Source organism: Stenotrophomonas sp. Pemsol (assembly GCF_003586545.1).
GTDB lineage: Bacteria > Pseudomonadota > Gammaproteobacteria > Xanthomonadales > Xanthomonadaceae > Stenotrophomonas > Stenotrophomonas sepilia.
Genome location: NZ_CP025780.1, coordinates 1,770,570 through 1,796,274, shown reverse-complemented (window position 1 = coordinate 1,796,274; position 25,705 = coordinate 1,770,570). Strand labels below are relative to the sequence as shown.

The window sequence follows — 25,705 nt, the reverse complement described above, 5'->3', positions numbered from 1 at the left end:
ATGAAGTTCCTCGTCATCGGTGGTACCGGCCGCATCGGCAGCAAGGTGGTGGAGCGCCTGCGTGTCGCCGGGCATGCGGTCGTGGTGGCAGCGCCCTCCACCGGGGTGGATGTACTGACCGGCGAGGGCTTGGATGCCGCCATGGACGGCGTCGACGTGGTGGTGGACCTGGCCAACTCGCCCTCGTTCGAAGACGCAGCAGTGCTTTCGTTCTTCGTGACCGCCGGCCACAACATACTTGCGGCCGCCACCCGTGCCGGCGTGCGCCACCATGTCGCGCTTTCTGTTGTGGGCACCGACAAGCTTGCCGCCAGTGGCTACTTCCGCGGCAAGATCGCCCAGGAGCGGCTGATCCGCGACTCGGGCCTGCCGTACACCATCATCCATTCCACGCAGTTCTTCGAGTTCCTGCCGGGCATCATCCAGTCCGCCGGCGACGGGACGGCCGTGCGGCTGCCGGCCGCCGACGTGCAGCCGATTGCCGCCGAGGATGTTGCCGAAGCGGTGGCACGCATCGCGCAGCAGGCGCCAGCCAATGGCGTGCTGGAGATCGCCGGGCCGCAGCGCAGCGCGATGGCGGATCTGGCCAGGCGCTATCTGCAACTGACGGGTGATTCCCGGCAGGTGGTGGCGGACGCCGATGCACTGTACTTCGGCGCGCCGCTACAGACCGAGACGCTGGTGCCCGCGGGCCACGCGTGGCTGGGGCAGGTCGATTTCGAAGCCTGGCTGCAGCAGTCCGGTCTGTTGCAGCGGCAGCCTGCCTGAGCGGCGAATCGATCGCCTGCCGCAGCTGCGTTTGATGGAGCCGTGCAATGACCGAGCTGAAGCCGCCTTCGCCTGCCATGCTGGACCGCTACCAGGGCGACGACGTGAAGCCGCTGTACACCGGCCGCGTGCGGGTGAGCGGAGGCCAGGCCCAGCATGGGCGGGCGTCCGGCGTCGTGCGATCGGACGACGGTGCACTGGCGGTGGACCTGCGCCTGCCGCCGGAGCTCGGCGGGCCTGGCGGCGGCGCCAATCCCGAGCAGCTGCTGGCTGCGGGCTATGCCGGCTGCTTCCACGGCGCCATGGTGCTGGTGGCCGCGCGTGCCGGCCTGCTGCTGCACAACCCCAGCATCGAGGTGGCGGTCACCTTCGCCCGTGATCCGGCAGATGGGCTGTACCTGCTGTCGGCCGAGATCGTGGTACATCTTCCCGGCATGGATGAGAACCTCGCCTGCGAACTGGTGCGCAACACCGAACGCGTCTGCCCATACGCCAAGATGTTCCATCGTGGCATCAGCCATGCGGTGCATGTTCGGGTCGGCCCGCAGGCTCCGCCTCTGTAGAATCGAGCCATGCTCGACTCCGGGAAGGTCCTGGCCTGACGATTACACGGCTAGGCCGTATTCCGCCACAACCCAGCTCGGCTACGATGGTGGCGCCGGCAACCTGGCCGGCGGGGCAGGGGGCGCAATGGACATACAGGCACGGGGCGGATTCGAACCGCCCGCGAAGACCGGTTCGCAGGAACTCACGTTCCACTGGCTCTACCAGCGGGTGCAGGGGCTGGTTGAGCACAGCATCTACCCCAAGGCGGGCAGGGTGGAGACGTGGGCGTTCCGCATCGGCGTGGGTGCGGCGATCATCGGCATTCTCATGGGTCAGCTTCCGGATCGATGGCTGCCTGTTGGCGCAGTGCTCCAGGTGGTGGTTGCCTGCCTGGCAATCGAAATCGGAGGGTTCATTGTCGGTGGCGTCCTGGCCGCCCGCAGGGGCATTCGCCAGTTCAGCCAGCCGCGGCTCTCGCACGCCCAGGAGATGGATGAGGACTTTGCCCACTGGCAAGCAGTGGTGAGCGAGCTTCGCGACTTCCCGCGCGTCCAGCGCGAGCGGCGACTCAAGTTCGTCAGCACCTTGCGCACGAACATGATTGAACGCATGGGCATGATGTATGGCGGCCTGCAGCGGCTGGGACCATTCCCGCTGTTGATTGCCCTTTATCTGCAGTTCCGCGGATGGAAATGGGGCGACTGGGCGGGCGCTTTCGATGTTGGATTGCTAGGCGCACTGCTTATCTTCGCCATGGTGCTGCTGTACCTGCTGGGCTGGATGCTGATCGGCCTTCGCACCAGGCTCGATACCTACGTTGCCTTGTTGGAAGGCTCCATCCACGAGCCCGAGCCCTCCCAGTCAACGCCCTTGTAGCGTCGGGCCATCATGTTCTTCATGTTGAGGGACAAACAGGATTGTGAGCCATCCAGTGAGGCATACACATGGCCCAAGTTGGCAGGGTCGTACATTTCGCCGACTTCACAGATCTGTACCCCGCAGATGGGCATAGTGGCCCTTCGGTAGTGTGAGCGCGTCCATCCAGCCACGGGGTTTCCCCGAACGCCAGGAGGTCACTGTGCCAAGTTGTGATGAAGGAATGAAGTTGACGCGTCGCCAGGTGATCGCCGGCGGCGTCACGACCGTGGCGATGTCCGCCGCACCGGGGGCATCATCGCTCGCCGCCGAACTGGCCGCGCCCCCGCCGCCCAGGCCGCCGGTCATCAGCACGGTGGCCTTGACCGTCAACGGCGAGCGGCGGGAGCTTGAACTCGACACCCGGACAACGCTGCTCGATGCCCTGCGCGAACATCTGAAGCTGACTGGAACGAAGAAGGGCTGCGACCACGGTCAATGCGGTGCCTGTACCGTGCTGGTCAATGGTGAGCGCATCAATGCCTGCCTCAGCCTGGCGGTACAGCACCAGGGCGATGCCATCACCACCATCGAAGGCCTCGGCACCCCCGATGACCTGCATCCGATGCAGGCCGCCTTCATCAAGCATGATGGCTACCAGTGCGGGTATTGCACGCCGGGGCAGATCTGTTCGGCGGTGGCGGTACTGGACGAGATCAAGCGGGGTGTCCCCAGCCATGTGCAGGCGGATGTCAGCGCACGGCCCCAGGCCACCAACATGGAAATGCGCGAACGCATGAGCGGCAACCTCTGCCGCTGCGGCGCCTATTCCAATATTGCCGAGGCGATGGCAGAGGTCGCTGGCGTGACCTCTGCAGGGAGGCGCTCATGAGGGCCTTCAGTTACGAACGCGCCAAATCCCCGGCCGAGGCCGCCAGGGCCGTCGCCGGTACCGAGGGCGCGAAATTCCTGGCTGGAGGGACCAATCTGCTCGACCTGATGAAGCTTGAGGTCGAGACGCCAGCGCACCTGGTCGACGTGCAGGACATCGGCCTGGACAGGATCGAACCCACCGACGAAGGCGGCCTGCGCATCGGCACGCTGGTCACCAATACCGCACTGGCGTCGCATGAGCGCGTGCGCCGCGACTACGCGGTGCTGACCCGCGCGATCGTGGCAGGTGCTTCCGGGCAGTTGCGCAACAAAGCCACCACCGGCGGCAACCTGCTGCAGCGCACGCGCTGCCCGTATTTCTACGATCCCAATCTGCCCTGCAACAAGCGCCTGCCCGGATCCGGCTGCGGCGCACTCGAGGGGTTCTCCCGGCAGATGGGCGTGATCGGCACCTCGGACAGCTGCATCGCGACCTATCCGGGCGACATGGCGGTGGCCCTGCGGGTGCTGGACGCCTCGATCCAGACCGTCAGGGGTGACGGCAGTACGCGCAGCATCCCGATTGCCGATTTCCATCGTTCCCCCGGCGACAAGCCGCAGCAGGACAACGTGCTGCAGCGCGGTGAGCTGATCACCCACGTCACGCTGCCACAACCCCTGGGCGGTCGGCACGTGTACCACAAGGTACGGGACCGCGCGTCCTATGCGTTCGCACTGGTGTCGGTCGCCGCGGTCGTGCAGCGTGACGGCTCGGCGCGGTTCGCCTTCGGTGGGGTCGCGCCGAAACCGTGGCGCGTCGAGGCAGCCGAACCGCTGCTGCGCGACGGCGTAAAGGCCGCGACCCGGCAGGTGTTCGCCGGTGCCCGTCCGACGCCGGAGAACGCGTTCAAGATCGCGCTCGCCGAGCGCACTCTCGCAGCGGTGCTGGTGGAAGGAGAGCGCTGATGCCCCTTGAATTCAACGCCCCCGCCGGCGACAACCTGTTCGACAAGGCCAAGGTCGTCGGCAAGTCGACGCCGCGCATCGACGGTCCACGCAAGACCACCGGCACCGCCCCCTATGCCTACGAGCGCCATGACGTGGCGCCGAACCAGGCCTACGGCTACATCGTCGGTGCGGGCATCGGCAAGGGGCGCATCATTTCGATGGATGCCTCCCGCGCACGTGCCGCGCCCGGCGTATTGGCGGTCATCACCGCACCGGAAACCAAGCCGGTCGGCAAATCGAACTGGAACAATGCGCCGCTGTTCGGCGGACCCGAAGTGGCTCACTACCACCAGGCCATCGCCTGCGTGGTGGCAGAGACCTTCGAGCAGGCCCGCGCCGCCGCGGCGCTGATCCGCACCCGCTACGAGCGCGGCAAGGGGCGCTTCGATTTCCCCGCCCTGGCGCCTTCCGCGCCGCTGGCAAAGGGGCGCGGTGGCAAGCCCGACCGGCAGACGCTCGGCGATTTCGACACCGCCTACGCGAGCGCCGCGGTCAAGCTCGACGAGACTTACCACACCTCCGACGAAAGTCATTCGATGATGGAGCCGCACGCCACCATCGCCGCCTGGGAGGGTGACACGCTCACGCTGTGGACGGCGAACCAGATGATCGACTGGGCCAGGCAGGGCATGGCGGCGATCCTCGGCATTGATCCTGCCAAGGTGCGTGTGGACTCGCCCTACATCGGCGGCGGCTTCGGCGGCAAGCTGTTCATCCGTGCCGACGCGGTGCTGGCCGCGTTGGCGGCCAAGCAGATCGGGCGACCGGTGAAGATCGCGCTGCAACGCCCGTTGATGCCCAACAACACCACCCACCGGCACGCGACAATTCAACGCATCCGGATCGGCTGCGGAAAGGACGGCCGGATCTCCGCCATCGCCCATGAGAACTGGTCGGGCAACATCAACGGCGAGGATGGCGAAAACGGCACCCTGCAGACGCCCAAGCTCTATGCAGGCGCCAACCGCCTGGTCGCCAACTACATCGCCACGCTCGACATGCCCGAAGGCAATGCGATGCGCGCACCGGGCGAAGCACCGGGCCACATGGCGCTGGAAGTAGCGATGGACGAAATGGCCGAGAAGCTGGGCCTCGACCCGATCGCGTTCCGCATCCTCAACGAGCCCGAGGTCGTGCCCGGCGATCCGTCCAAGAAGTTCTCCGACCGCAACCTGGTGCGCTGCCTGCGCGAAGGCGCGGAGCGCTTCAACTGGAACAAGCGCAACCCCAAGCCGGCGCAGGTCAGGGAAGGGGACTGGCTGGTCGGCATGGGCGTGTCTGCGGGCTATCGCGGCGCACCGACGATGAAGTCGGCGGCGCGGGTCCGGCTTGACGGCCAGGGCGGGGTGATTGTGGAGACCGACATGACCGACATCGGCACCGGCTCCTACACGATCATCGCGCAGACGGCAGCCGAGACCATGGGCGTGCCGCTGGAGCGGGTCCAGGTGACCCTCGGCGACTCCCGTCATCCCGCCTCCGCCGGTTCCGGCGGCCAGTGGGGCGCGGCAAGCTCCACCGCAGGCGTGTACGCGGCGTGCGTCAGCCTGCGCCGCAAGGTGGGCGAGAAACTGGGCTTCGACGGCGACACCGCAGACTTCGCCAATGGCCACATCCAGGCGGGTGGGCGGACGATCAAGCTGGCGGAGGCGGGGACACTGTCGGCGGAGGACGGCATTGCCTTCGGCGAATTCAAGCAAGGCTACGACGTCGGCACCTATGCAGGGCACTTCTGCGAGGTTGCCGTGCATGCCTACACGGGAGAGACGCGCATCCGCCGCATGCTTGCCGTATGCGATGGCGGCCGGATCCTCAATCCGCTGTCCGCACGCAGCCAGGTCATCGGCGGGATGGTGATGGGTGCGGGCGCGACCCTGATGGAGGAGCTGGTGGTCGACAAACGGCTGGGCTTGTTCATCAACCATGACCTGGCCGGCTACGAGGTTCCCGTGCACGCCGACATCCCGTACCAGGAAGTGGTCTTCCTCGACACGCTGGATCCGGTGATCTCGCCGATGAAGGCCAAGGGTGTGGGTGAACTGGGCATCTGCGGGGTCGGCGCCGCGATCGCCAATGCGGTCTACAACGCAACCGGCGTGCGCGTGCGCAACTATCCCATTACCCTGGACAAGCTGCTGCCCGGCTTGCCCGACGTGGGCTGACCCTTGCGCATGGACCGACCCGCAGCCTCGCCCACTCTGGAGGCCGCCGCCGCAGGCGGAGGGGAGCCCTGCGATCTTGCCGAGCACCTGTCGGCAGCGCCGGGCTTCCTCGCCGAAGGCAGCCCGCGCGGCGTACTCGAGACGGCCTTGACGCGCGTGCGCGCGGGGGAGCACGCCGTACTCGCGCTGGTGCTGGAGACCGATGGCTCCACCTACGCCGGTGCCGGCGACATGGTGCTGTTCTGCAACGGCAGCCAGGTCGGCTGGCTGAGCGGCGGATGCCTGGAGCCCGAGCTCGCGCGACGCGCGGAGCAGGTAAGTGCGGCAGGGCGGGTCGACTGGATCGAGATCGACACCCGCAGTGACGACGACCTGTTGAGCGGGTCCGCGCTCGGCTGCCGCGGCCGGCTGCGGATGGCGCTCCTGCCATTGCGTGCCATGGCCGGCATCGACGACGTCATCGAGGCTTGGTTGCGCGAGGGTGTGTCACTCCAGCGCGACCTTCGCACGTCGGGGCAGGTCATTTTCCGTGCCGGCCATCACGAGCAGGCGTGGCAGCTGCATACGATGGAGGGTACGCAGCCCTTTGGCGAGGGTGCGTGGCGTTTGCCGTTGCCCCGGCTTCCGCGGGCCCTGGTGTTGGGGGGCGGTCCCGAAACGCCCTCCCTGGTTCCGTTGCTGCGGGGCCTGGGGTGGCGGGTCAGCGTGGCCGAACGGCGAGCGCGCTGGGCCTCAGCCGGGCAGGGCGCGGATGCGCATCTTCAGACCAGCCCGGCCGAGGCCCTTCATGGCGACCCGTGCGACGCGGTACTGGTGATGCATCACGATTTCGAACTGGACCGGGAGGCGCTGGTGGCCCTGGCTGATACCAAAGTTGCGTTCATTGGACTGCTGGGTCCGCGGCGAAGGCGCGAGGACCTGTTCAAGCTGCTGACACCGGATCAGCGCCACCGCCTTTCCCCGAGACTTCGATCACCGGTCGGCCTGGACATCGGCGGCCGAGGGCCAGAGGCGATTTCGCTCAGCATCGCCGCGCAGCTGCAGCAATGGCGAAGCGCGCACGGCAGGTGACTGACGCGCATGCGGTCGTCGTGCTGGCTGCCGGCGGGAGCACCCGACTTGGCCAGCCCAAGCAACTTCTGACCCGGCAGGGCGAGACCCTGGTACATCGCGTGGTGCGGTTGGCGCGCGAGCTCGTGCCAGCGCAGGTACTGGTCGTGGTGGGCGCGAACGCACAGGCCGTGACATCCAGCATTGCCGGGCTGGAGGCCACTCCGGTAACCAACCAGCACTGGGAACGCGGCCTGGCGAGCAGCCTGCAGGTTGCCGGCGCACACTTGCTGCCCACGGTGACTGCGGTGATGATCGTGGCATGCGACCAGCCCGCAATCGAGCGCTCCCATCTGCAGGCGCTGCTTTCGGGTGCCAGCGTCTCGGCGTCAGGGTGCGCGGGCACCCGCCACGGAAATGCGCTTGGCGTTCCTGCAGTGGTGCCGCGTGCATGGTTCAACGCTGCGCGTGCAACCGGTGACCGCGGCTTCGGAGCGCGCCTGCGGCAACTTCCTGTCGATACGGTGCATGTCCTACAGGCACCGGAACTGGGCCTGGATATCGATACGCCAGAAGATCTTGCGCGTGCGCGCGATGCGGGCTGGATCGATGCCGAGGGGTGACCCGCATGATCACTGGGCCAATGCCTGTCGCGCAGGTGACTAGTGTGGGCCACATCGCGTGCCCTCAGGCACCTCTCCCCCGAACATCTGCAGCACCCGATCCAACAGAACAGGTTCCGGCACGTCAGCCAGTACCTGCTCCAGGTAATCCAACGGCTCCAACTGCCATTCGAGGAGCGCCCGCAACCGCATAACGGCAGGCGCCCGCTGCTTCGCGTCCAGTGAGACCTGCAACAGCAGATGTTGCGAGCGCCTCTCCAGCCACAGCACGGGTATGCCTCGGCAATGAACCTGGAACTCGGCATCTCGGCGCCGCTCGACGAACTGGAAGCCCTGTTGTGGCCGAGCCTTCGCGAACTGCATGGCTTGGCGGCGCAACTGCAGAAAGCGATCGCCGGGGATGCTGTGGAAACCGATAGGCGAGGGCTTGGGCGGTGCCAGCCACTGCGTCTGTGCCGCAACCACCACCACAAGACAGAGCGCGGTGGCCGCCCAGCGCCACCAGGCCACTCAGCCCTCCGGATGCAGTCGGGTACTGGCGTGTGCGGTAAGGCCTATTCCGGCCATGATCAGCCCCTCCATCACGCGCGGGCCGACGCACTGTTCCAGTTCGCCGTTCTCACGGGCGCGTTGCGCGGCCAGCAGGATCTCCAGCACCACCCGAAGGCCCGCGAGCGAGCAATCGGCATCCGCCAGTGCGATGCGCCGGCCCGGCATCTGGTGGCGTTCCGGCCAGGGCTGGCCATCGGAGGCGGCACCGGCGCCGATGCTGTGCAGCAGGGCGATGAGAGTGTTCGGGTCCAGCGCCGGGCCGTTGGCAGGCGCGTCGTGGATGGGGTGCGGGGCAGGGGAGGGGGGCTGGGTCATGGCGGGGCTCCTTGCGTGCATGCAGAAGCCGCCACCGATAAAGGTGGCGGACGGTGCGAGGTTCGAAACCCGGTCTACGCTAAAACCGGCAGGCACGAGGCCTCCGCGCACCGCCCGCCATAGCCGGCCGACGGATTGCCAGCCGGCACCACCTGATGGGTGATGCCGGCTGGCAAGCGTTTACTTCAGCGTAGAACCGGGGTTTCGAATCCCGACCACCGATGCACGGTGGCAGGGCAAGGAATACGCGGACCTATGCGTGATGCCAATGCAGTAGGGCTGATGACGTCACTACTTTCAACATTTTCAGAATCGTTGCATACGACGCAACCAAGCTGGAGCCTTGCGCTACAACGCTATCGACGATGTCGGTGGTGCAAGCCTAGCGAGTGTCGGCATCCGCCCGGCGAGGCTGTGAGCAAGGCAGATGCGACATGCCTGTCCAGCAATGCGCTGCCGATTGCGTGTGACGCGTCACGTTAATGCGTGAAATCTGCGAAGTAAGGCGCGGCATGTCACCATGTGGCGGGCGGATCATCAGCACAATGCCCCTTGGTACCTCATGGACACATCCGCCCAAGAAGGTTTTCATGTCTGGCATGACTGACGGACAGCAACTACGAAACGCGCAATGGGGCAAGGTGTCGCGCCTGTTCAAGCCTGCGATGATCATTAGCGCGACGCTGGCGGCAAGCGCAGAAACGCTCTATCGCACAGGCGTATACCCGCGAGCCATCTTCGAGGCGGGCAGCGCTGATGCTCGAACCTGGTTGTATGTGGCATTGATGTACCTGATCGCCTTTCCAGTACTGTTTCTTTGGATGAGGCGACTGCTCGCAGGCTACCCCATGCCATGGAACCCGCCACTCAAGCGCTGGTTGCTGGGCGCGTTCTCCCTGATCCTCTGCAGCGGAATGATCATGCTGCCGGTCATCGCGCTGACTGTTGGAGGCAGCGCTGCAGGTCGCGGCAAAGGGCTGTATCAGCTGTTCACCGGCAATCTGTTCGGCACGTTCCTCGTGGGAACGGTGCTCGCCTACGCAGCGGCCCTGGGTGCATGGCTGCTGTTTATCGGAACCCCCAAGCTGCTCTTCCCCAAGCTGGGCTCGCGCTAGGCCCCTGCGATAGTTTCCTGCAAGTCCCGATGTTCGAGCCTGTCACCTGCTTCCAGGTCGTCAGTAGCCCTTCAACGCCGCCTTGGTCCTTTCCAACCAGGCGGCATTGTGGCTGCGCGCGTGGCGCGACCAGTGCTGGGCATCGTCGATGATGCTGGCGAACAGGCTGCGCGCTTGCTCGCGATCGTCCGGTTGCGGCTGCGCCATCAGCCATTCGGCGTAGATGCAGCGAGCGGCCGCATCGTTTCCGAATTCGACGGCGCGCTCGAACGCGGCGCGGGCTCCGGGTACTTGGGCGGCCGCCAGTGCCTGCGCGTAAAGCAGCGTCTGTTCCGGCTTGCGGCGCACGTCCGGGTGGCGTGCGAACAGGCCGTCCAGCGTCTCTACCGCAAGCGCAGCGTGCCCGGACTCGAGGCGGGCACGGGCAAGGCCGGTCAGGATGTAGGGATCGTCGCCCAGCGGCGAGCTGGCTGCCTGCTCAAGCAGGATTCTGGCCTCCTCGGCCTGGCCGGCATCCAGCAGCGTCATGCCCAGGCGAACCCGATTCTGCACGGTCGGCGTGCGCGCCAGTTCGGTACGGGCGTTGCGAAGGTCCTGGCCCGGGTCCATGAGCTGCTTGGCGGAACGGACGACCTGTCGCGCGCCGCGCGAGTGGCGGACTTCCGGAAAATAGATCGCCAGGAAGTAGACGACGCTGCCGAGTAGCGGGAACGAGAACAGCAGGATGAGCCAGTAGAAGCTCTGGCCCGAGCGGATGGCGTGCACCGCGAAGTAGATGGCCGCCAGTACGTGGAGTCCGATTCCGATATAGGGCATGTGTGCCGCCTCGTCCTTGTGAGGGTTGGCACTATAGTGGGGGAGGGGTGGGGCGCCAATGGGCGGGGGGCGATCGGGCGTGACGCGTCACGTTAATTGGATCAACCCCTCCTCGACGCAGGGCGGGCCTACCGATGCGGTAAAAAACCGGGTGATTAAACGGAGGGCAAATGGAGTTTGAGAAGATCCGGGCAGTAGTCAGGCTTGCGGAATACACGGTCGTCGACCGGCCGCCACTCCGGGTGAAGGAGGGTCCGCTGCTTGCATTTTCAGAAGAGTTTTTAGTCGGACCATGGTTAATTATGAGTGGCTTCAGCATCATCTGGAAACGCCTACTCTGGATCTTCCTCCTCACGCTCATCTTCATGAGTGGATTCTTCCTTATGGAATCCGCTTTCGATCCTGTCATGATTATCGCCGCATTGGTGCTGAGTGTTGTCAGCGTCTACTTCGGTCTTCCTACTCGAACGGTCCTTGCGGGCGTCACCGCAACGTCTACTGGAAAGCTTGCAGTTGCTATCGAGGAATTTGTGAAGGATCAAGCAGAGCTGGAGCGATTGTCCTCCGGCGTGCAGCTAGTGAAAGCTCAAACGACCGAGCGAATGGCGCGTTTCAATGTGTTCGCTGGCATCCTTTGGGGCGCCCTGTTCTGGCTCGTCACGGCACGCGTGCTATCCCCGGCCATTTCACTGGACACTGTAAAGGCGAGCATCTTTCCAGCCATCGCTGTAGCAACCCTGTTCATCGGGCTGTCTGTGGTTGCGGCTGGCTACGCAGCAGCTGTACGAATCGCCTATCAGACATTGGACTTTGCGCTCCTGGAGGTTAAGGGGAAGCTAGCTTGCGGCATCCTCGCATCATCAGACTCATAGATCGCGGGGTAAGCACTACGGAAATCTGGCCGCTCCATACACCTACGATAGATATCAACTAATTCTCACAGGCTCTCATAAGTATTGCTTTCATTCTGGCTCAACTAGGGCGGGTTGTTCTTTGCTCGCCGCATCGACTGCGGCATGATAAATTGAAAGATGCGGTTCGCACTGACGTGCCCGCGCCGGGGTCGAGCCACTGGCCGCCGGGTCATCATTGACAGCACATGACAGAGAAGGAAATCATCATGGCAGCGACGATCCAGGAGTTCGTACACGAACGAGGTATCAAGTATCTGGTTCATTTCACGAGGGAGAGCAATCTGACTTCCATCATTCAGCGAGGACTTGTACCTAGGGATCTGTTAGCTGGAGAAGGCGGGGTTAAGTTTAACGATACTGTACGGCTAGACGGGACATCGGCAGTCTGTCTTTCAATTGACTTCCCCAACTACAAGATGTTCTTCAAGGTTAAGCAGGCAGATGTCGACGAAAGCTGGGTAATTGTGGCGGTTAGCCCCGCTGTACTGTCGTCACCCACTGTCGCATTCTGCGCAGGCAATGCAGCGTCGGCCGCGATGACAAGCATTCCGATCGCTCAACGCATGGGGCTACAAGCCCTTCAGGGCATGTACGCTGACTGGAATGGTGTGAGCCGCGCAACTCTAGGCATCCCCGATAGATACCCAACTAATCCACAAGCTGAAGTCCTAATGCTAGAGGGAGTTTCGAGAGAGCACATACTTGGAGTATTTGCTTTGAATCAAGCGGTAAAGGCTAGGCTTGTTGCTACGCACGCAAAGCTGAACGAAAGAAATGTTGCAGTCAATGCGAGTATTTTCCGCTACCGCCAGGACTACGCCCATTGGAAACAGGTGGCTGACAGTGGCATCTAGGCCAGTATTTGCGCCTTCACTCAGTGGCGACCTGCTCGTGCTCACGAGGCACGTCGACTTTCAGTGGTTCCCTGGGATGTCGAAAACTCAGTCTCAAAAGTCGATTCGATCCCTGCATGCGGAAGCGAATAGGCAATTTGGGCTGGACGATATACTTGAGATATCAAGCAAGTCAGCCGACGCTCTTGGAGTAAGCTTGAGCGCCTTTAATCTGATGATCAAGACAGTCAAGCGTGGCCGCGAGTTCAGCTTGGAATGCGCATATCAAGCAAGCAAGGTGTTTGAGTCTGGAGGTCCCTACGTTGACTTGATGGATGCATCATCGATTGATGCCAAGCGAGATCCGCGCCTGACTCGAAGTGGTCGACTGGTTGGCTTCCGGTTCTTTGGGATCGACTGGGAACTGGAGCCCAAGACCGCGTTTTATGATTGGTTGTACATCAACGCACTTCACAAGCAGCCCGCAATTGCCGATGAGGTGATGAGGTATCAAGCCTTTACTGATATAGCTTTTAATCCGGAAAAATCCGTAAACTGCCAAGCTTATTCCGCAGCGCTCTATGCATCCTTGCGGGGGCGCGGTCTTTTGACGGTGGATGTTCTTAAAGACAAATTCGCGTTCTTATCCATTGTCGATACCAATCATGTAAGCAATGCACGCGAGGATACCTCTGTTCAAAGTCGACTCATTTAGGGCTGATGATTACGGCGACAGGGAATGCACATGTTCTTACTAGACCACAGCAAAGAAATCGCATCGTTGTTAGCTCCTGTGCTAACAGCGACTTTCGGCTGGCTCTCCAAGGGGCGCGCTAGGCTGCTTTGTGCCCAGAGGCATGGCTTTACCTTCTATATCCCTCCTGAAGCCGATAGCTCGGGACAGCAGAGAGATGCCATCACTGTGCACACCATCTCCTATTTCATTCGGAACGATGGAAAAATTCCTCTGAATGGAGTGGAGGTGGTTTGGCAGTGGAAGCCAGATGGAATGCACCTTTGGCCTCCGCGCCCATTCTCTCAGGAGCAAACACATGACGGCCGCCATGTCGTGGGGATCAAGAGCTTGGCGCCAGGCGAAGACTTTTTGGTAGAGGTGATTGGATTCGGCTCAGCGCTGCCTCAGATGCAAAGCTGCCGAAGCGAGCAAGCAGTGGCGAGGCATGTAGAGCTTAATTTCTACGAGAAGTTGCCGGCTTGGCGATACCGAATGGTGCGAATTTTGACGCTTGCGGGCATCGCGGGGATCGCATATGCAGTATTACTGTTGCTACAGATCATCCTGGTAGGCAGCAAATTGGTGACGCCGTAGGAATTCCACCAACGGGAAGCTGGCTAACATCCTCAGGAGGAGGGGATGGATACTCGACTTGGCATCTTCTGAGTGTTGTTAGCTGCAGCCGGCTCTGTTTCAGGGCAGCAGATCCATTCAGTCAGGGGCCCTGCACCAAATCACATCCCGATAGCGCCCAGCGCGACCCACAACTCGATGGCAAAGACCACTACGCCATTCAACTGTGACCAGTACCGCTGGCCTAATCACCCGCACCCGGGAATGAACCCGCTTTGTGACGGGCTTGAGGCCGATGTCCTTCAAGGCGAGTCCAGGCAGGCGGGACGCCCTAAGCCATCAACCGAGGTTGTTGCATTGCCTGCAATGGGTACGGATGCAGCTAAACGCTCAGGAATGGCCTGCATAGGCGGTCAGGCAATGCGTAAGCTATCGAACGGCTGGGAGCAGGTTTTGTCTCCCAGAGGCGGCTGGCTTCGCTGCCGGGAGCGTTGATTTCAAGGGCAGGGCGCGGAGCCCCTGCAAACCAGCCAGCCTCCAACCGATGTAGCGCGCAACAACCACTGTGAAATTAACCTCAGGTGCAAGATGGCTATCAGCAAGGAAGATTCTGACCAGCTTCGTGACGTGCGTGGAGCTGAGTTCTTTGAGCGCTATAACAAGCCGCACCCATACGCTCACAACCTTCTTCAGGGCCACCTCTTCATAGAAGAGCAACTTGAAGTGATCATTATGTCCGTATTCTCCGAGCCTGAGGCTGTAATTGAGGCTAAGTTGAGCTTTTGGACAAAATTGAAGCTTGCGCAGGGAGTGGTTGGCAAGAGTGTCGACATCTGGCCCGCACTTGAAAAACTCAATTCCGCGCGCAACGAGCTAGCCCATGGACGGGACCTGTCCATCCTTGAAAGGAAGATCGATGATTTCCTAAGCGCGATGCCCGGCTTGAGCGAGCATCACCGGAATGATGATTCGCGTGCGCACAAGTTGAACATGGCAATAATCGGGGCCGCTGGCTATATCACTCGGACTGCAGAGAGCTACCGCCCCAGAGCATCCGTCACTGAATGATCTGGGGTGTAGGGGCAGCGCCCCTACGAACAAAGCCTTACACGCGCTGACGCGGTTTCGGCCCACGACTCATGTAGACCACATTGGACGTCTCGGCGCCGGGGCCGGGATCACGCACGCAGAACCGTCGTTCTCGGCGAATTCTGAGCGCTTCGGCTAGGTAGATGACGCTGGATTTCGCCGTGGTCGAAGCTTTCCGTGCAGCTGCGGTCCGGGGAGCCGCCTCAGCCATCATCAGCCGCCATTCCCGCGCGATGTTGCAGGTCAAGGACCACCAGGTCATGTCACAAGGCTCCAGTTGGTGACCCTCAGGGGTGAACATATGCCCAGCTTGGAATCCGAAACCGGCCCAAGGGCCGGTTAGGTCGATGCGATCATGGGGATCGATTTTGCTCATGCTGCAATCTCATCCTTGTCGGGGGAGCCAACAGGGAGGCAAGAGCCAAGCCAGAGCCAAGCCAGAGCCAAGCCAGAGCCATTGCCAAGCAGAACCCATGAACCGGATCACGCCCGATACAGCATTTCGCATAATGTATATTATGTTCATTACGCCATTGCCCGATCCAGGCTTCACCAGTCACGCCCCTGATCCACTCCAGGCGCCGGCCTGATTGTCAGTGATTCGATCACTGCCAACCGCCCTTTGGGCTTCCCTCAACCTCTGCAGGAATGGCAAAGGATCTTGCGGATCTGACAGTGGCGGGTAAAGACGGCTTTGCGGGCGTAGTTTTGCCGCTGATCTTGCCGTGGCTGCACGCCAGCCTGGCAAGAGCGCTTTCGCCGATTCGGCACCAACAACCGAGGCCTCAGGAGCGCGTTCTGGCACCCCAGCCGTAGCCACTCAATGGTCGTGACGCGTCACGCTATTGGGCCGTTCCATGCCGGCGAGCTCCATGCCATCTAGGCGCGGGACCGCGTCGATGCGCTGAGGATGAGCGCCACATACGCAATCAACGTGCCGGCCGGCAAACCCCAAACCTCCATCTCCCAGTTCCTCCGGTACGGGGATGGGCCTGTCACCGCCCAAACCAACAGCAAGGCGGCCGTCACCAGCACCGTCCTGTTGGCGATGGAAATGAGCTTGTCTGCAGATTCATGGCCCAGATTGGGATCCCGTCCGAAGAGCCAACGCAGGCGCTTCCAGTAGTCGTGCCCCACAGCCAACAGAAAGAGGAACGCGGCCGCCAGCAGACTCAGCAAAAACTGTACCAATGGATTCAAGGGACATCCTCAGGAATTGTGCAGCCAGCTCGGCTGGATATCGCCGACCACGCGCGGCGGACGCATCGCATCACAGGAACCTGTGCATCACAAAGACATCCACCAGACCCAGCGTCCCATGCCGGAACGCCTTGGGTAACGTACCGACCACCTCGAACCCCAGCTTCCTGTACAGCGCCACCGCCGGGGCATTGGTACTGACCACGTAATTGAACTGCATGGCGAGGAATCCTTCCGCCCTCGCCCGTTCCAGACTGTGTTCCACCAAGGCCCGGCCCACGCCCTGCCCCTGTGCGAAAACATCCACCACATACGTGGCGCTCGCCACATGCGCCCCCAGATCAGGGAAGTTCGGGCCCATCTTGTACATGCCCACCACCCGGCCCTGCAGAACGGCCACATAAGGTGTCTGCGGCAGGAGCCAATGCGCGCGAAACCTTTCGACTTCAAAAGACCCGGCAAAGGGCAGCGCATCCTGCGCCGCAATGGCCGCCTTGAACATGCCCCACATCGCGTCGAAATCGCCTGCATGGGCGGGCCGGATCTCCATGCGTCTCCTGCAGATTTGTGGTGATGACCAGGCCGGACACTACCAGAATCCAGCCCCTGCCCCATGGCTGCTTCACGCGCCACCGCCATCGGCTCCGCAATAGTTGTGGAAATTCCGGCCCTCAGAGCAGTAGATGTCTCCTGTTTCCGTGCACATCCCGCACCGGCTTCGACGGTGGCGCGTTCCCGCGTACGTCCTGCTGGGCATCTACCTGCTGTACCTGCTGGCCGGCAACATCTTCCTCAATACCCCGCTGTTCGATCAGGTCACCAACCGCAAGCCGCACAAGTTCGTGATGACCACCGGCCCGGCCATCACGCTGCTGCCCGGCCATGTCATCGCCTGGAACGTGCACATGCGCGGCCACGTGAACCACACGGTCTACGTGCTGCATGCCGAGCGCGCCAGCGCCCGGTTGGCGGTGCTGCCCCTGTTCCAGCGCGAGGTGCGGGTTCCGCGCTTGCAGGCGACGGGGGTTTCCGCCGAGATCAGCCGCGTCGAAGAAGCCATCCCGCCACCACCGCGCAGCGACCGCGGCTGGACGCTCCGTTTCGATGCCATCCACAGCGACAGCATCCGCAGCGCACGCTTTGGCAAGTTGCTGATCATTGGCAAGGGCCGGGGTACGGTGGGCTTCCTCAAGCAGCTGCGCGGCGGGCCGTCGGAGCTCTTCGAATCCGAGGTGGCGTTCAGCGATGCGGACACCAGTTTTGACGGCGTGCAGCTGTTGGGCGACATGGATCTCACCGCGCGCTTCAGCTATCCGCGCCACTATCGGGACCAGGCGCCCGGTCTGGCCAAGTTGAAGCTGCTGCATGCCCAGCTTGAGGTCGACGCCCGCAGCCAGGGCCTGCGCATGGACACGGATGCCACAACGCCGAAGATCTCCAGCGCGCCCGTGCCCGGACGCCTGCAGCTGGCGCTGCACCTGATCGACGGCCAGTTGCAGCCCGGGGACCGCGCGATCTGGCAGGTGCCGCTCTACCTGGGTGATGGTGCCCCCAATCGCGGCGTCCTGGCCCTGCAGCTCAATGTGTCCAACGACCTGCGCCTGCAGGCCCGCCTGCCGCCCAAGCCCGGCTCAGGCAGTGAAGTGGATGCGGATCTGCGCGTCCGTGGCCGGGAAATCCCCTTCCAGCAGCCCGCCCAGCTGCTGGAACGCAGCTCTGGTACCGTGCGCGGCGAATGGACGTTCACTTCGCTCAACTGGATCCCTGCCCTGTTCGTTCGCAAGCCGTGGCTGCAGCTGGACGGCGGTGGCACGCTGAAAGCGGATCTGCGCGTGCGCAATGGCGAACTGATCGAAGGCAGCACCGTGGACATTCCGGCCGCCGAAGCCGTGGCCGAAGTCGCCGGCGTACGACTGGCGGGCACGGCCAGCGCCCATGGCGAATTGAAGGCCGGCAGCCCCAGCCAGGCACAGCTGGCTGTCCGGCTGCCACGATTCACTGCTCGGCCAACCGATGCCAAGGACGTGCGCCTGTTCGACGGCCGTGATCTGGCCCTGGACCTGAGCGGCGACGGTCGCCTGCAGGAGCTGCGCAAGGGTGTCCGCGCGCACCTGCGATTCAGCCAAGCAACGATTCCCGACCTGGCCGCCTACAACCGCTACCTGGACTCGCCGCAGGTGCGACTGCTCCGTGGCACCGGCAGCCTGAGCGGCGATGCCACGCTCGACACCGATGGACGCGTCGGCCACGGCACTGCCCGGCTGCTGGGGCGCAATGCCAGCGCCAAGGTGGCAGGGCTGGACATGGGCGGCGACATCGACGTGAAGGCAACGCTGCGCCGCGGTGACTTCAATCAGCGTCATTTCGATCTGTCCGGCACCACCGTCGAGCTGCGCAATGTGCAGGTGGCGGATACAGAGCAAACAAGCGCATGGAAAGGCCGCGTGGCCTTCAAGCGTGGCCGCATCGACGCGCAGTCGCCCTTCCAGGTCGATGCCACCACGGATCTGGATCTCAGCGATGCCCGGCCGTTGCTTGCACTGTTCGCAGAGCGTACCGACTACCCGCGCTGGACCCTGTCGCTGTTGGATTCCGGCCAGGTGCAGGCACGGGCGACGCTGCGCTGGCGCCCGGGCCATCTGATCATCGATGGACTGCAGGCCGAGAACGATCGGCTTTCGGTACGCGCGCGGCTGGATCTGCTCGACCAGCGCAAGCGCGGTGATCTCTACCTGCGCTGGGGGCTGCTGGGTGCGGGCATCGAGCTGGACGGTGACCAGCGCCAATGGCACCTGGCGAAGGCAAGGGAGTGGTTTGACCAGCGACCTTCCCTGCTGCCAGCGAGCCAGGGAGCCGGTGCCGTCGGCTCTTCAGATTGAAGGCCGACAGCCTGCATCCATTCGCTGCCCCTGTGCGTAGACAGGCCGCATACGTATCAAGGAGCTGCACGGTATGAAGCGGAGTTCACAGGTTTCCGGACTTCTGGGATGGGTGGCGATCACCTTCGTCGCGGCAACCCTGGGGGCGTGGGCGTCCACGTCCGCAGCAAGCTTCTACGCCAGCCTTGCCCTCCCCGCATGGGCACCACCGGCCAGCGTCTTTGGCCCGGTGTGGACACTGCTCTACGCCATGATGGCGGTTGCCGCGTGGCTGGTCTGGCGCGAACGCGGTTGGCGCGGCGCACGGCCCGCGCTGCTGCTCTATCTGGTGCAGCTGGCCGTCAACGCGCTATGGAGCTGGCTGTTCTTCGGCTGGAAGCTGGGCGCGCTTGCCTTCGCCGACATTCTTGTATTGATCGTGTTGGTGTGCGCGACGATCGTCACGTTCGCGCGCATCCGCCGGCTTGCGGCGGTGCTGCTGCTTCCTTACCTTGCCTGGATTTCGTTCGCCTCGGCGCTCAACTTCGCCGTCTGGCGGGCCAATCCCGGGCTGCTGTGACACGCGGATCCAGCGTTCAGGCCTGGGCCACGGCCTGTGGGCACCAGGTCCGCAGCAGGGCCGGCTTGAACGCCTGCTGCCCGCAACCGGTGGGGCACCGCACCACTCGCGCTGCAGTATGGCTGACCAGGCCCTGCCCTTCTTCTGCCTTGAAGATCGTCTCGCAGGAAAGGCAACGCGCTACCAGCGAGTACAGGTGCAGCAGCCGGCCACTGGCTGGATCCTGCAATGCATCCACATCCAGCAATTCAAATTGGCAGCTGTCAGGGAGCATACGGTACTGGGGCGCGGGTGCGGTCTGCAGGTTCACGGGCGTGGCATCTGTTGGAAGTGCAGTCACCGTAGGGCAGCCGCTGTCTAGTTGGCGTGCAGCGCAGATGTGCTGGCCGCGAAACCTGCACCGGTCTCTGCATCGAAATCTGCTAGGGTGCGCGCCGATGCCTACATCCACATTGCCAGCACAACCCGATCACCCCATTGCCCTCAGCGCCGCCCTGAAAGCGCACACCCGAGCGGCCCACGATCGCCTCGACCAGCACCTGTTACAGCAACACATCTTCGCGTCGCGCCAGCGTTACCTCTGCTTCCTGCGCGTGCAATGGCACTTCCATAGCGCTGTTGCGCCGCTGTACCGGATGCAGGATCCGGGCGCGACCCGCTTGCCCCTGATCGAGGAGGATCTTCGCGACCTCGGCGCTTCCGTGCCGGCACCCCATGCCTGGCAACCGCAGCCGCATGTGTTCTCGAAAGCGACCGTTCTGGGCTGGCGCTACGTAGCGGAGGGCTCGACGCTGGGGGCGGCCGTGCTGTTGAAGATGGCCGCTGCGTTGCAGCTTCATGCCGGGTACGGCGCGCGCCACCTGCGTCCTTCCGAGCTCGGTGTGGCCGAGTACTGGAGACGCGAGCGGGAGGAGCTGGATGCGCTCGTTTTAAGTGACCAGGAGCGCGCACAGGCATGCAGGGGCGCGACAGACGCCTTCCAGTTCATCCGTCGCTGCGTAGATGAAGAATTCAGGTTTGAATGAAAGCCCCTTCACATTCACGTGGTGGTATGCGGCGGCACGCTTTTGCTTCACCATCCATGCACACCGGATGCAGTGCTGGGCCGTTCCAGCCATCCACGAATCATGAGTCCCGCCCTTGACGCCTCCTACCGAATCCGCGCACGACACTGCCCTGTCCCGTTGCGCGCGCGAACCGATCCACACCCCTGGCGCGATCCAGCCCTACGGTGTGCTTCTGGTCGTTGAACCGCAGTCCCTGCAGGTACGCGAGCGCGCCATCAGCCACCCCGGGCTGCTGAAACAGTTCGGCGAACCGTTGATGCGGCACGTCAGTGAAGTGCTGGGCGGCGTGCTGGCACCGTTCCAGGGCGTGTTGCAACAGGCGACGGTGGGCAGCAGCGCGCATGTCGGTGCCGTGCACCTGGATGGGCACGGCCGCCATCAGCTGCTCGTGCACCGCTCCGCCACGGATCTTCTGGTCGAGCTGGAGGCGCCGGTTCCCGGCCAGCCCGGTTCGCTGGAAGAACTGTATCCAGCCATCCGCGAGCTGATGACCGGCATTGAATCGGCAGCGACGGTGGAAGACCTGTGCAGGCTTGCGGCCGCGCACATGCGGCGGCTCACCGGCTTTGACCGCACCCTGGTCTATCAATTCGATGCTGGCTGGAATGGCATCGTGGTGGCCGAAGATGGCAATGGCCTGTTGCCGTCCTACCTGGACCTGCGCTTTCCCGAGTCGGACATTCCCGCACAGGCCCGCGAACTGTACCGCCGGAACCGGGTGCGCCTGATCGCGGACAACAACTATACCCCTACCCCGCTGATGCGGGCCGAAGACCACCGCGAGGCGCCACCGACCGACCTGAGCCTGGCCGTGCTGCGCAGCGTGTCCCCCGTGCATCTTCAGTACATGCGCAACATGGGGACCGGGGCGTCGATGTCGGTGTCACTGGTACATGAGGGGCGGTTATGGGGCCTGGTGTCCTGCCACACCGTGCAGCCACGCCGCCTGCCCTACCACGTGCGTACCGCCTGCGAGTTCATGGGCCAGATCCTGTCGCTGCAGATTGCACTGAAGGAGCGCGCGCTCGCGATTGAAGAACGCGTCGCGCGTCGCTCGATACTGGTCAAGCTGCTGGGCCGCATGGCCGGCGACGAAGAATTCATGGCGGCCCTGCGCCAGGACGAAGGCAGCCTGCTGTCGCTGACCGGCGCGGCCGGGGCTGCCATCGTGCACAAGGGCGACTGCATGCGCGTGGGTGAGTGCCCGCCCGCCAGCGACGTGCTGGCGCTGGCCGATTGGCTGGCTACCCGGCAGCCCGGCCAGGAAACCTACTGCACCGACCACCTTGCCGCCGACTGGTCGCCTGCCGCGCACCTGGCCGATGTAGCCAGCGGCCTGCTGGCAGTGTCCATTTCGCAGCTGCATGACAGCTACCTGATGTGGTTCCGGCCGGAGGTGGTGCGAACCGTGCGCTGGGGGGGAGACCCCCGCAAGACCGCAGCGCCCGGCGTCGCACTCTCCCCGCGGAGCTCCTTCGACGCCTGGAAAGAGACCGTGCGGCAGCGCAGCCTGCCGTGGACCGACGCCGACTGCGATGCGGCACACGAGATGCGCACGGCCATCGTCGATATCGTGCTGCGCAAGGCCGAGGAGATGGCGGAACTGAACGAGCAGCTCCTGCGCAGCAACAAGGAACTGGAAGCCTTTTCCTATTCGGTCAGCCACGACCTGCGCGCCCCCTTCCGCCACATCGTGGGCTATTCGGAGCTGCTTGGCAGCTCGGCGGGCGACCGCCTCAACGAGACCGAGCGCCGCTTCCTGGATACGATCGTCGATTCGGCAAAGTCCGCCGGCACACTGGTGGATGACCTGCTCAGCTTCTCGCAGATGGGACGCTCCACGCTGGGGCGGGTGCGGCTGGACATGGCTGCGCTGGCCGAGGACGTGCGCCGGAGCCTGGCGCTGGATTACGCCGGCCGCGACGTGCAGTGGACGCTCGCGCCGCTGCCGGAGGTGGAAGCCGACCCGACGATGCTTCGCCTGGTATGGCAGAACCTGCTGGCCAACGCGATCAAGTTCACCCGCGAGCGTGAGCACGCGATGATCGAGATTGGGCACGACCGCAGCGACGACGAAGATCACTTCTTCGTGCGCGACAACGGCTGCGGCTTCGACATGCGTTACGTCGACAAGCTGTTCGGTGTGTTCCAGCGCCTGCACCATGTGGAAGAATTCGAAGGCACCGGCATCGGTCTGGCCAACGTACGCCGCATCATCGGCCGCCATGGCGGCCGTACCTGGGCCGAGGGCGAGCCCGGCAAGGGCGCCACCATTCACTTCACCCTACCCCGCTCCACAGGAGAACACCCATGAGGGACCTGCGGCCGATCCTCCTGGTAGAGGACAGCCCCAAGGATGCAGAGCTGACGATGGCCGCGCTTGAGCGCTGCCAGCTGTTGAACGATGTCATCCATGTACGCGACGGCGCCGAAGCGCTGGATTACCTGCGCTGCGAAGGCAAGTTCGCCGGTGCCATGCACGGCGGCCCGGTGGTCGTGCTGCTGGACCTGAAGCTGCCCAAAGTCAATGGCTTGGAAGTACTGGAGCAGGTCCGTGGCGACCCGTACCTGAGCAGCACCCCGGTTGTGATGCTGACCTCTTCGCGCGAGGAGCAGGATCTGGTGCGCAGTTACGAACTGGGCGTCAACGCATTCGTGGTCAAGCCGGTCGACTTCAAGGAATTCTTCGACGCCATCCAGGGCCTGGGCATGTTCTGGGGCATCACCAACCAGCCGCCACCGCATCGGCCCAACGGTTCGGGGCAGCGCAATGCGTGATGGATCGCGCCGCAGCGAGCGCCTGCGCATCCTCATGCTGGAGGACAGCGCGCTTGATGCGGAGCTGATCAGCGCCCAGCTGCAGCGTGCCGGCCTCGATTTCGAGGCCGAGCGCCTGTGGACCCGCAACGCGTTCATCGAGGCCATCGAAAATCGCCCGTTCGACGTGATCCTCGCTGATCATGTCCTGCCAGGCTTCGATGGTGACGCAGCACTTGCCCTGGCGCGCGAGTGCGTGCCGCACACGCCTTTCATCTTTGTTTCCGGCACCCTTACCGAGGAACTGGCGGTACAGGCACTCACGCGCGGCGCCCGCGACTACGTGGTGAAGCAACGCCTGCAACGCTTGCCCGACGCCATCCGCCGCGCTCGCCAAGAGGCGCACGAGCGCACCCAGCTGGCCAATGCGCAGGCCGCGCTGAACGAAAGCCAGGCCCAGCTGCAGCAGGTCACCGATGCCGTCCCGGCGCTGATCGCCCAGTTGGACAAGGACCATCGCTACCGGTTTGCCAACAAGGCGTTCCTGGACTGGCATGGATTCAGCCTTGCAGAACTGCTGGGTCGGCCGGCTCGGGATGTCAGCGGCATTTCCGCCTTCGAGCACGCCCTGCCCAGCCTGGAACGCGTACTGCAGGGGGAGCGAGCCCGCTTCCAGGTCGAACTGATCCATCGCAGTGGCGAATTACGATTCGTGCAGATGGACTGCGTGCCCGAGCATGCCGCCGATGGCAGCGTGGCCGGGTACATCTGCCTGGGCAGCGACGTTTCGCTGCTGAAGCAGGCCGAGCTGGCCCTGCGCGAAGACAACCAGCTGCTTGAGCAGCAGGTACAGGCACGCACGGCCGAGTTGCGCGCCAGCAAGCGGCGCCTGCAGGCGATCTTCGAATCCAGTTTCCAGCACCAGGTGCTGCTGGATCTGTCCGGACGCGTGGTCGATGCCAATGACGCGTCACTGGCCGCGGTGCTGGGAGACAAGAAGGACGTCGTTGGCCAACGCTTCGCCGAATCGGTCTGGTTCGGCACCACCGAGGGCATCAGCGCGCTGATCGATCGGGCCGTGGCCGCAGCCGTACAGGGCCGCAGTTCACTGCATGCGCTGGAACTGGAACTCCCGACCGGGCGGCGCAGCTTCGATTTCTCGTTCCGTCCACTGCTCGATACGGAAGGGGTGGTCACCGCTGTGGTCTCCGAGGCCGTGGAAACCACCGCGCGCGTGCAAGCTGAGCATGCGCTGCGCCAGTCACAGAAAATCGAGGCGGTCGGCCAGCTCACCGGCGGCATCGCACATGATTTCAACAACATCCTGACGGTCATATCCGGCAACGTCGAGCACGCCATGCTGCTCAGCGAGCGCGCGGGCGAACCCGGAGCGATGGTGAGCCGTGCGCTGGACAATGCACTGAAGGGTGTCGTCCGTGCCGCCAGCCTGACCCAGCGTCTGCTGGCATTTGCCCGCCGCCAGCCGCTGCGCAGCCAGGCCGCCAACCTCAACGAGCGCCTGCTGGACATGCACGACATGCTGCAGCGTGCGCTGGGTGAGCTGGTGCAGTTGGAGATCCGCAGCGCCGAGGACATCTGGTGTGTCGAGATCGACGTCAGCCAGCTGGAGGCCTCCGTACTGAACCTGGCGGTGAATGCCCGCGATGCGATGCCGCACGGCGGCCGGCTGGTGATCGAGGTCGACAACAGCCACCTCGACCACGACTACGCTGCGCTGTTCCCGGATGCGACGCCGGGCGAGTACGTGATGCTGCGGGTGCGTGACAACGGCCACGGCATGGATGCGGCGACGCTTGCCCGGGTCTTCGAACCCTTCTTCACTACCAAGCAGGTTGGCCGTGGCACCGGCCTGGGCCTGTCGATGGTGCACGGGTTCGTCAAGCAGTCAGGCGGCCACGTACTGATCGATTCGGTGGAAGGCGGCGGCACCAGTATCACCATGATGTTCCCGCGCTCACCGCTGGCTCTGCCCTCCGAAGCGCGCACCCCGCAGACCGGCCTGGCGGGCTACTCGCCGCGCGAGGAAACCATCCTGGTGGCCGAGGACAACGACGATGTCCGCGCCCACACGGTGGATGCACTGCGGCTGCTGGGCTACCGGGTATTGGAAGCCCACGACGGCCCCTCCGCACTGCGGCTGCTGGAACGCCCTGATACCAAAGTGGACCTGCTGTTCTCTGACGTGGTGATGCCCGGCATGTCGGGCTGGGAGCTGGTGCGTGAAGTCCGTGAACGCTGGCCGGAAGTCGCCGTCCTGTTCACGTCGGGCTATCCGCGCGACCACGACCAGGTGGGCAGCCAGGGACGGGCCGTTGCACTGCTGCCGAAGCCGTTTACCCGCAGTGACCTGGCGACTGCGGTGCGCACCGCGCTGGAGACGGTGCCACTCTGAGA

General features: G+C 63.8%; 27 protein-coding genes. 20 read left to right on the top strand and 7 right to left on the bottom strand.

Annotated elements, in window-relative coordinates:
* The 8 genes from PEM_RS08350 (at position 1) to PEM_RS08315 (ending at position 7,885) form a co-directional block, all read left to right on the top strand.
* The gene (locus PEM_RS08350) at positions 1-768 is read left to right on the top strand and encodes an SDR family oxidoreductase (protein WP_005416551.1); all 768 of its coding nucleotides are present in this window, start codon (positions 1-3) and stop codon (positions 766-768) included.
* A gap of 47 nt (positions 769-815) precedes the next feature.
* Positions 816-1,331 carry an Ohr family peroxiredoxin gene (locus PEM_RS08345; protein WP_111128481.1) on the top strand — a complete coding sequence of 172 codons (516 nt, stop codon included), beginning with the start codon at positions 816-818 and terminating at the stop codon, positions 1,329-1,331.
* A 127-nt stretch (positions 1,332-1,458) separates the two neighbouring features.
* Positions 1,459-2,190 (top strand): hypothetical protein, encoded by a 732-nt coding sequence (locus PEM_RS08340; protein ID WP_111128483.1) that lies wholly within the window; start codon positions 1,459-1,461, stop codon positions 2,188-2,190.
* A 223-nt stretch (positions 2,191-2,413) separates the two neighbouring features.
* A complete protein-coding gene (paoA, locus tag PEM_RS08335; RefSeq protein ID WP_019336581.1) occupies positions 2,414-3,061 on the top strand; it encodes an aldehyde dehydrogenase iron-sulfur subunit PaoA in 648 nt (215 codons plus the stop codon).
* Complete coding sequence (locus PEM_RS08330) at positions 3,058-4,008, top strand: xanthine dehydrogenase family protein subunit M (RefSeq protein WP_111128484.1); 951 nt, start codon at positions 3,058-3,060, stop codon at positions 4,006-4,008. The genes paoA and PEM_RS08330 overlap by 4 nt, the downstream gene beginning before the upstream one ends.
* The gene (gene paoC / locus PEM_RS08325; protein ID WP_111128486.1) at positions 4,008-6,212 is read left to right on the top strand and encodes an aldehyde oxidoreductase molybdenum-binding subunit PaoC; all 2,205 of its coding nucleotides are present in this window, start codon (positions 4,008-4,010) and stop codon (positions 6,210-6,212) included. The genes PEM_RS08330 and paoC overlap by 1 nt, the downstream gene beginning before the upstream one ends.
* Positions 6,213-6,221: 9 nt before the next feature.
* Complete coding sequence (locus tag PEM_RS08320; protein ID WP_111128487.1) at positions 6,222-7,283, top strand: XdhC/CoxI family protein; 1,062 nt, start codon at positions 6,222-6,224, stop codon at positions 7,281-7,283.
* Positions 7,259-7,885: a nucleotidyltransferase family protein gene (locus PEM_RS08315; RefSeq protein WP_111128489.1), complete on the top strand. Its 627-nt coding sequence runs from the start codon at positions 7,259-7,261 to the stop codon at positions 7,883-7,885. Before PEM_RS08320 ends, PEM_RS08315 begins: the two co-directional genes overlap by 25 nt.
* A gap of 39 nt (positions 7,886-7,924) precedes the next feature.
* On the opposite strand, the gene PEM_RS08310 is transcribed toward PEM_RS08315, so the two are convergent.
* Together PEM_RS08310 and PEM_RS08305 are read right to left on the bottom strand one after the other, a co-directional pair.
* Positions 7,925-8,395, bottom strand: a complete 471-nt coding sequence (locus PEM_RS08310) for a hypothetical protein (protein WP_111128490.1) — start codon at positions 8,393-8,395, stop codon at positions 7,925-7,927.
* A complete protein-coding gene (locus PEM_RS08305) occupies positions 8,396-8,752 on the bottom strand; it encodes a hypothetical protein (RefSeq protein WP_119706090.1) in 357 nt (118 codons plus the stop codon).
* Between the two features lie 590 nt (positions 8,753-9,342).
* Here PEM_RS08305 and PEM_RS08300 point away from each other — a divergent pair.
* A complete protein-coding gene (locus PEM_RS08300) occupies positions 9,343-9,867 on the top strand; it encodes a transporter (RefSeq protein ID WP_111127009.1) in 525 nt (174 codons plus the stop codon).
* Between the two features lie 60 nt (positions 9,868-9,927).
* Here PEM_RS08300 and PEM_RS08295 read toward each other — a convergent pair whose 3' ends face one another.
* The gene (locus PEM_RS08295) at positions 9,928-10,683 is read right to left on the bottom strand and encodes a hypothetical protein (RefSeq protein WP_119706089.1); all 756 of its coding nucleotides are present in this window, start codon (positions 10,681-10,683) and stop codon (positions 9,928-9,930) included.
* 170 nt (positions 10,684-10,853) lie between these two features.
* On the opposite strand from PEM_RS08295, the gene PEM_RS08290 reads away from it, so the two are divergent.
* The 5 genes from PEM_RS08290 (at position 10,854) to PEM_RS08265 (ending at position 14,807) form a co-directional block, all read left to right on the top strand.
* The gene (locus PEM_RS08290; RefSeq protein WP_049414796.1) at positions 10,854-11,555 is read left to right on the top strand and encodes a hypothetical protein; all 702 of its coding nucleotides are present in this window, start codon (positions 10,854-10,856) and stop codon (positions 11,553-11,555) included.
* Between the two features lie 248 nt (positions 11,556-11,803).
* The gene (locus PEM_RS08285; protein WP_080352925.1) at positions 11,804-12,451 is read left to right on the top strand and encodes a DarT ssDNA thymidine ADP-ribosyltransferase family protein; all 648 of its coding nucleotides are present in this window, start codon (positions 11,804-11,806) and stop codon (positions 12,449-12,451) included.
* A 196-nt stretch (positions 12,452-12,647) separates the two neighbouring features.
* Complete coding sequence (locus PEM_RS08280; RefSeq protein WP_196757859.1) at positions 12,648-13,145, top strand: hypothetical protein; 498 nt, start codon at positions 12,648-12,650, stop codon at positions 13,143-13,145.
* A 24-nt stretch (positions 13,146-13,169) separates the two neighbouring features.
* Positions 13,170-13,760 carry a hypothetical protein gene (locus PEM_RS20255; protein WP_088430501.1) on the top strand — a complete coding sequence of 197 codons (591 nt, stop codon included), beginning with the start codon at positions 13,170-13,172 and terminating at the stop codon, positions 13,758-13,760.
* Positions 13,761-14,327: 567 nt separating this feature from the next.
* Positions 14,328-14,807: a hypothetical protein gene (locus tag PEM_RS08265; protein ID WP_111127665.1), complete on the top strand. Its 480-nt coding sequence runs from the start codon at positions 14,328-14,330 to the stop codon at positions 14,805-14,807.
* Between the two features lie 37 nt (positions 14,808-14,844).
* On the opposite strand, the gene PEM_RS08260 is transcribed toward PEM_RS08265, so the two are convergent.
* The 3 genes from PEM_RS08260 to PEM_RS08250 all read right to left on the bottom strand — a co-directional run bounded on the left by PEM_RS08260 (position 14,845) and on the right by PEM_RS08250 (position 16,578).
* Positions 14,845-15,204, bottom strand: a complete 360-nt coding sequence (locus tag PEM_RS08260; protein ID WP_080352922.1) for a DUF3653 domain-containing protein — start codon at positions 15,202-15,204, stop codon at positions 14,845-14,847.
* 503 nt (positions 15,205-15,707) lie between these two features.
* Positions 15,708-16,028: a hypothetical protein gene (locus tag PEM_RS08255; RefSeq protein WP_119706088.1), complete on the bottom strand. Its 321-nt coding sequence runs from the start codon at positions 16,026-16,028 to the stop codon at positions 15,708-15,710.
* A 70-nt stretch (positions 16,029-16,098) separates the two neighbouring features.
* A complete protein-coding gene (locus PEM_RS08250; protein ID WP_111127669.1) occupies positions 16,099-16,578 on the bottom strand; it encodes an N-acetyltransferase in 480 nt (159 codons plus the stop codon).
* Between the two features lie 133 nt (positions 16,579-16,711).
* On the opposite strand from PEM_RS08250, the gene PEM_RS08245 reads away from it, so the two are divergent.
* Both PEM_RS08245 and PEM_RS08240 read left to right on the top strand, forming a co-directional pair.
* Positions 16,712-18,907 carry a hypothetical protein gene (locus PEM_RS08245; protein ID WP_111127671.1) on the top strand — a complete coding sequence of 732 codons (2,196 nt, stop codon included), beginning with the start codon at positions 16,712-16,714 and terminating at the stop codon, positions 18,905-18,907.
* A gap of 73 nt (positions 18,908-18,980) precedes the next feature.
* Positions 18,981-19,466, top strand: a complete 486-nt coding sequence (locus tag PEM_RS08240) for a TspO/MBR family protein (protein ID WP_005416521.1) — start codon at positions 18,981-18,983, stop codon at positions 19,464-19,466.
* Positions 19,467-19,482: 16 nt separating this feature from the next.
* Here PEM_RS08240 and PEM_RS08235 read toward each other — a convergent pair whose 3' ends face one another.
* On the bottom strand, positions 19,483-19,776 hold the full coding sequence (locus PEM_RS08235) for a hypothetical protein (protein WP_088497482.1): 294 nt from the start codon (positions 19,774-19,776) through the stop codon (positions 19,483-19,485).
* Between the two features lie 127 nt (positions 19,777-19,903).
* Here PEM_RS08235 and PEM_RS08230 point away from each other — a divergent pair, with 127 nt between their 5' ends.
* From PEM_RS08230 to PEM_RS08215, 4 genes are all read left to right on the top strand, one after another.
* Positions 19,904-20,491: a biliverdin-producing heme oxygenase gene (locus PEM_RS08230; protein ID WP_162911584.1), complete on the top strand. Its 588-nt coding sequence runs from the start codon at positions 19,904-19,906 to the stop codon at positions 20,489-20,491.
* 115 nt (positions 20,492-20,606) lie between these two features.
* Positions 20,607-22,847 carry an ATP-binding protein gene (locus PEM_RS08225; protein WP_111127675.1) on the top strand — a complete coding sequence of 747 codons (2,241 nt, stop codon included), beginning with the start codon at positions 20,607-20,609 and terminating at the stop codon, positions 22,845-22,847.
* Entirely contained in the window at positions 22,844-23,311 is a 468-nt protein-coding gene (locus PEM_RS08220; RefSeq protein WP_005416517.1) for a response regulator, read from the top strand. The genes PEM_RS08225 and PEM_RS08220 overlap by 4 nt, the downstream gene beginning before the upstream one ends.
* The gene (locus tag PEM_RS08215) at positions 23,304-25,703 is read left to right on the top strand and encodes a response regulator (RefSeq protein ID WP_111127677.1); all 2,400 of its coding nucleotides are present in this window, start codon (positions 23,304-23,306) and stop codon (positions 25,701-25,703) included. The genes PEM_RS08220 and PEM_RS08215 overlap by 8 nt, the downstream gene beginning before the upstream one ends.
* Positions 25,704-25,705: the final 2 nt, after the last annotated feature.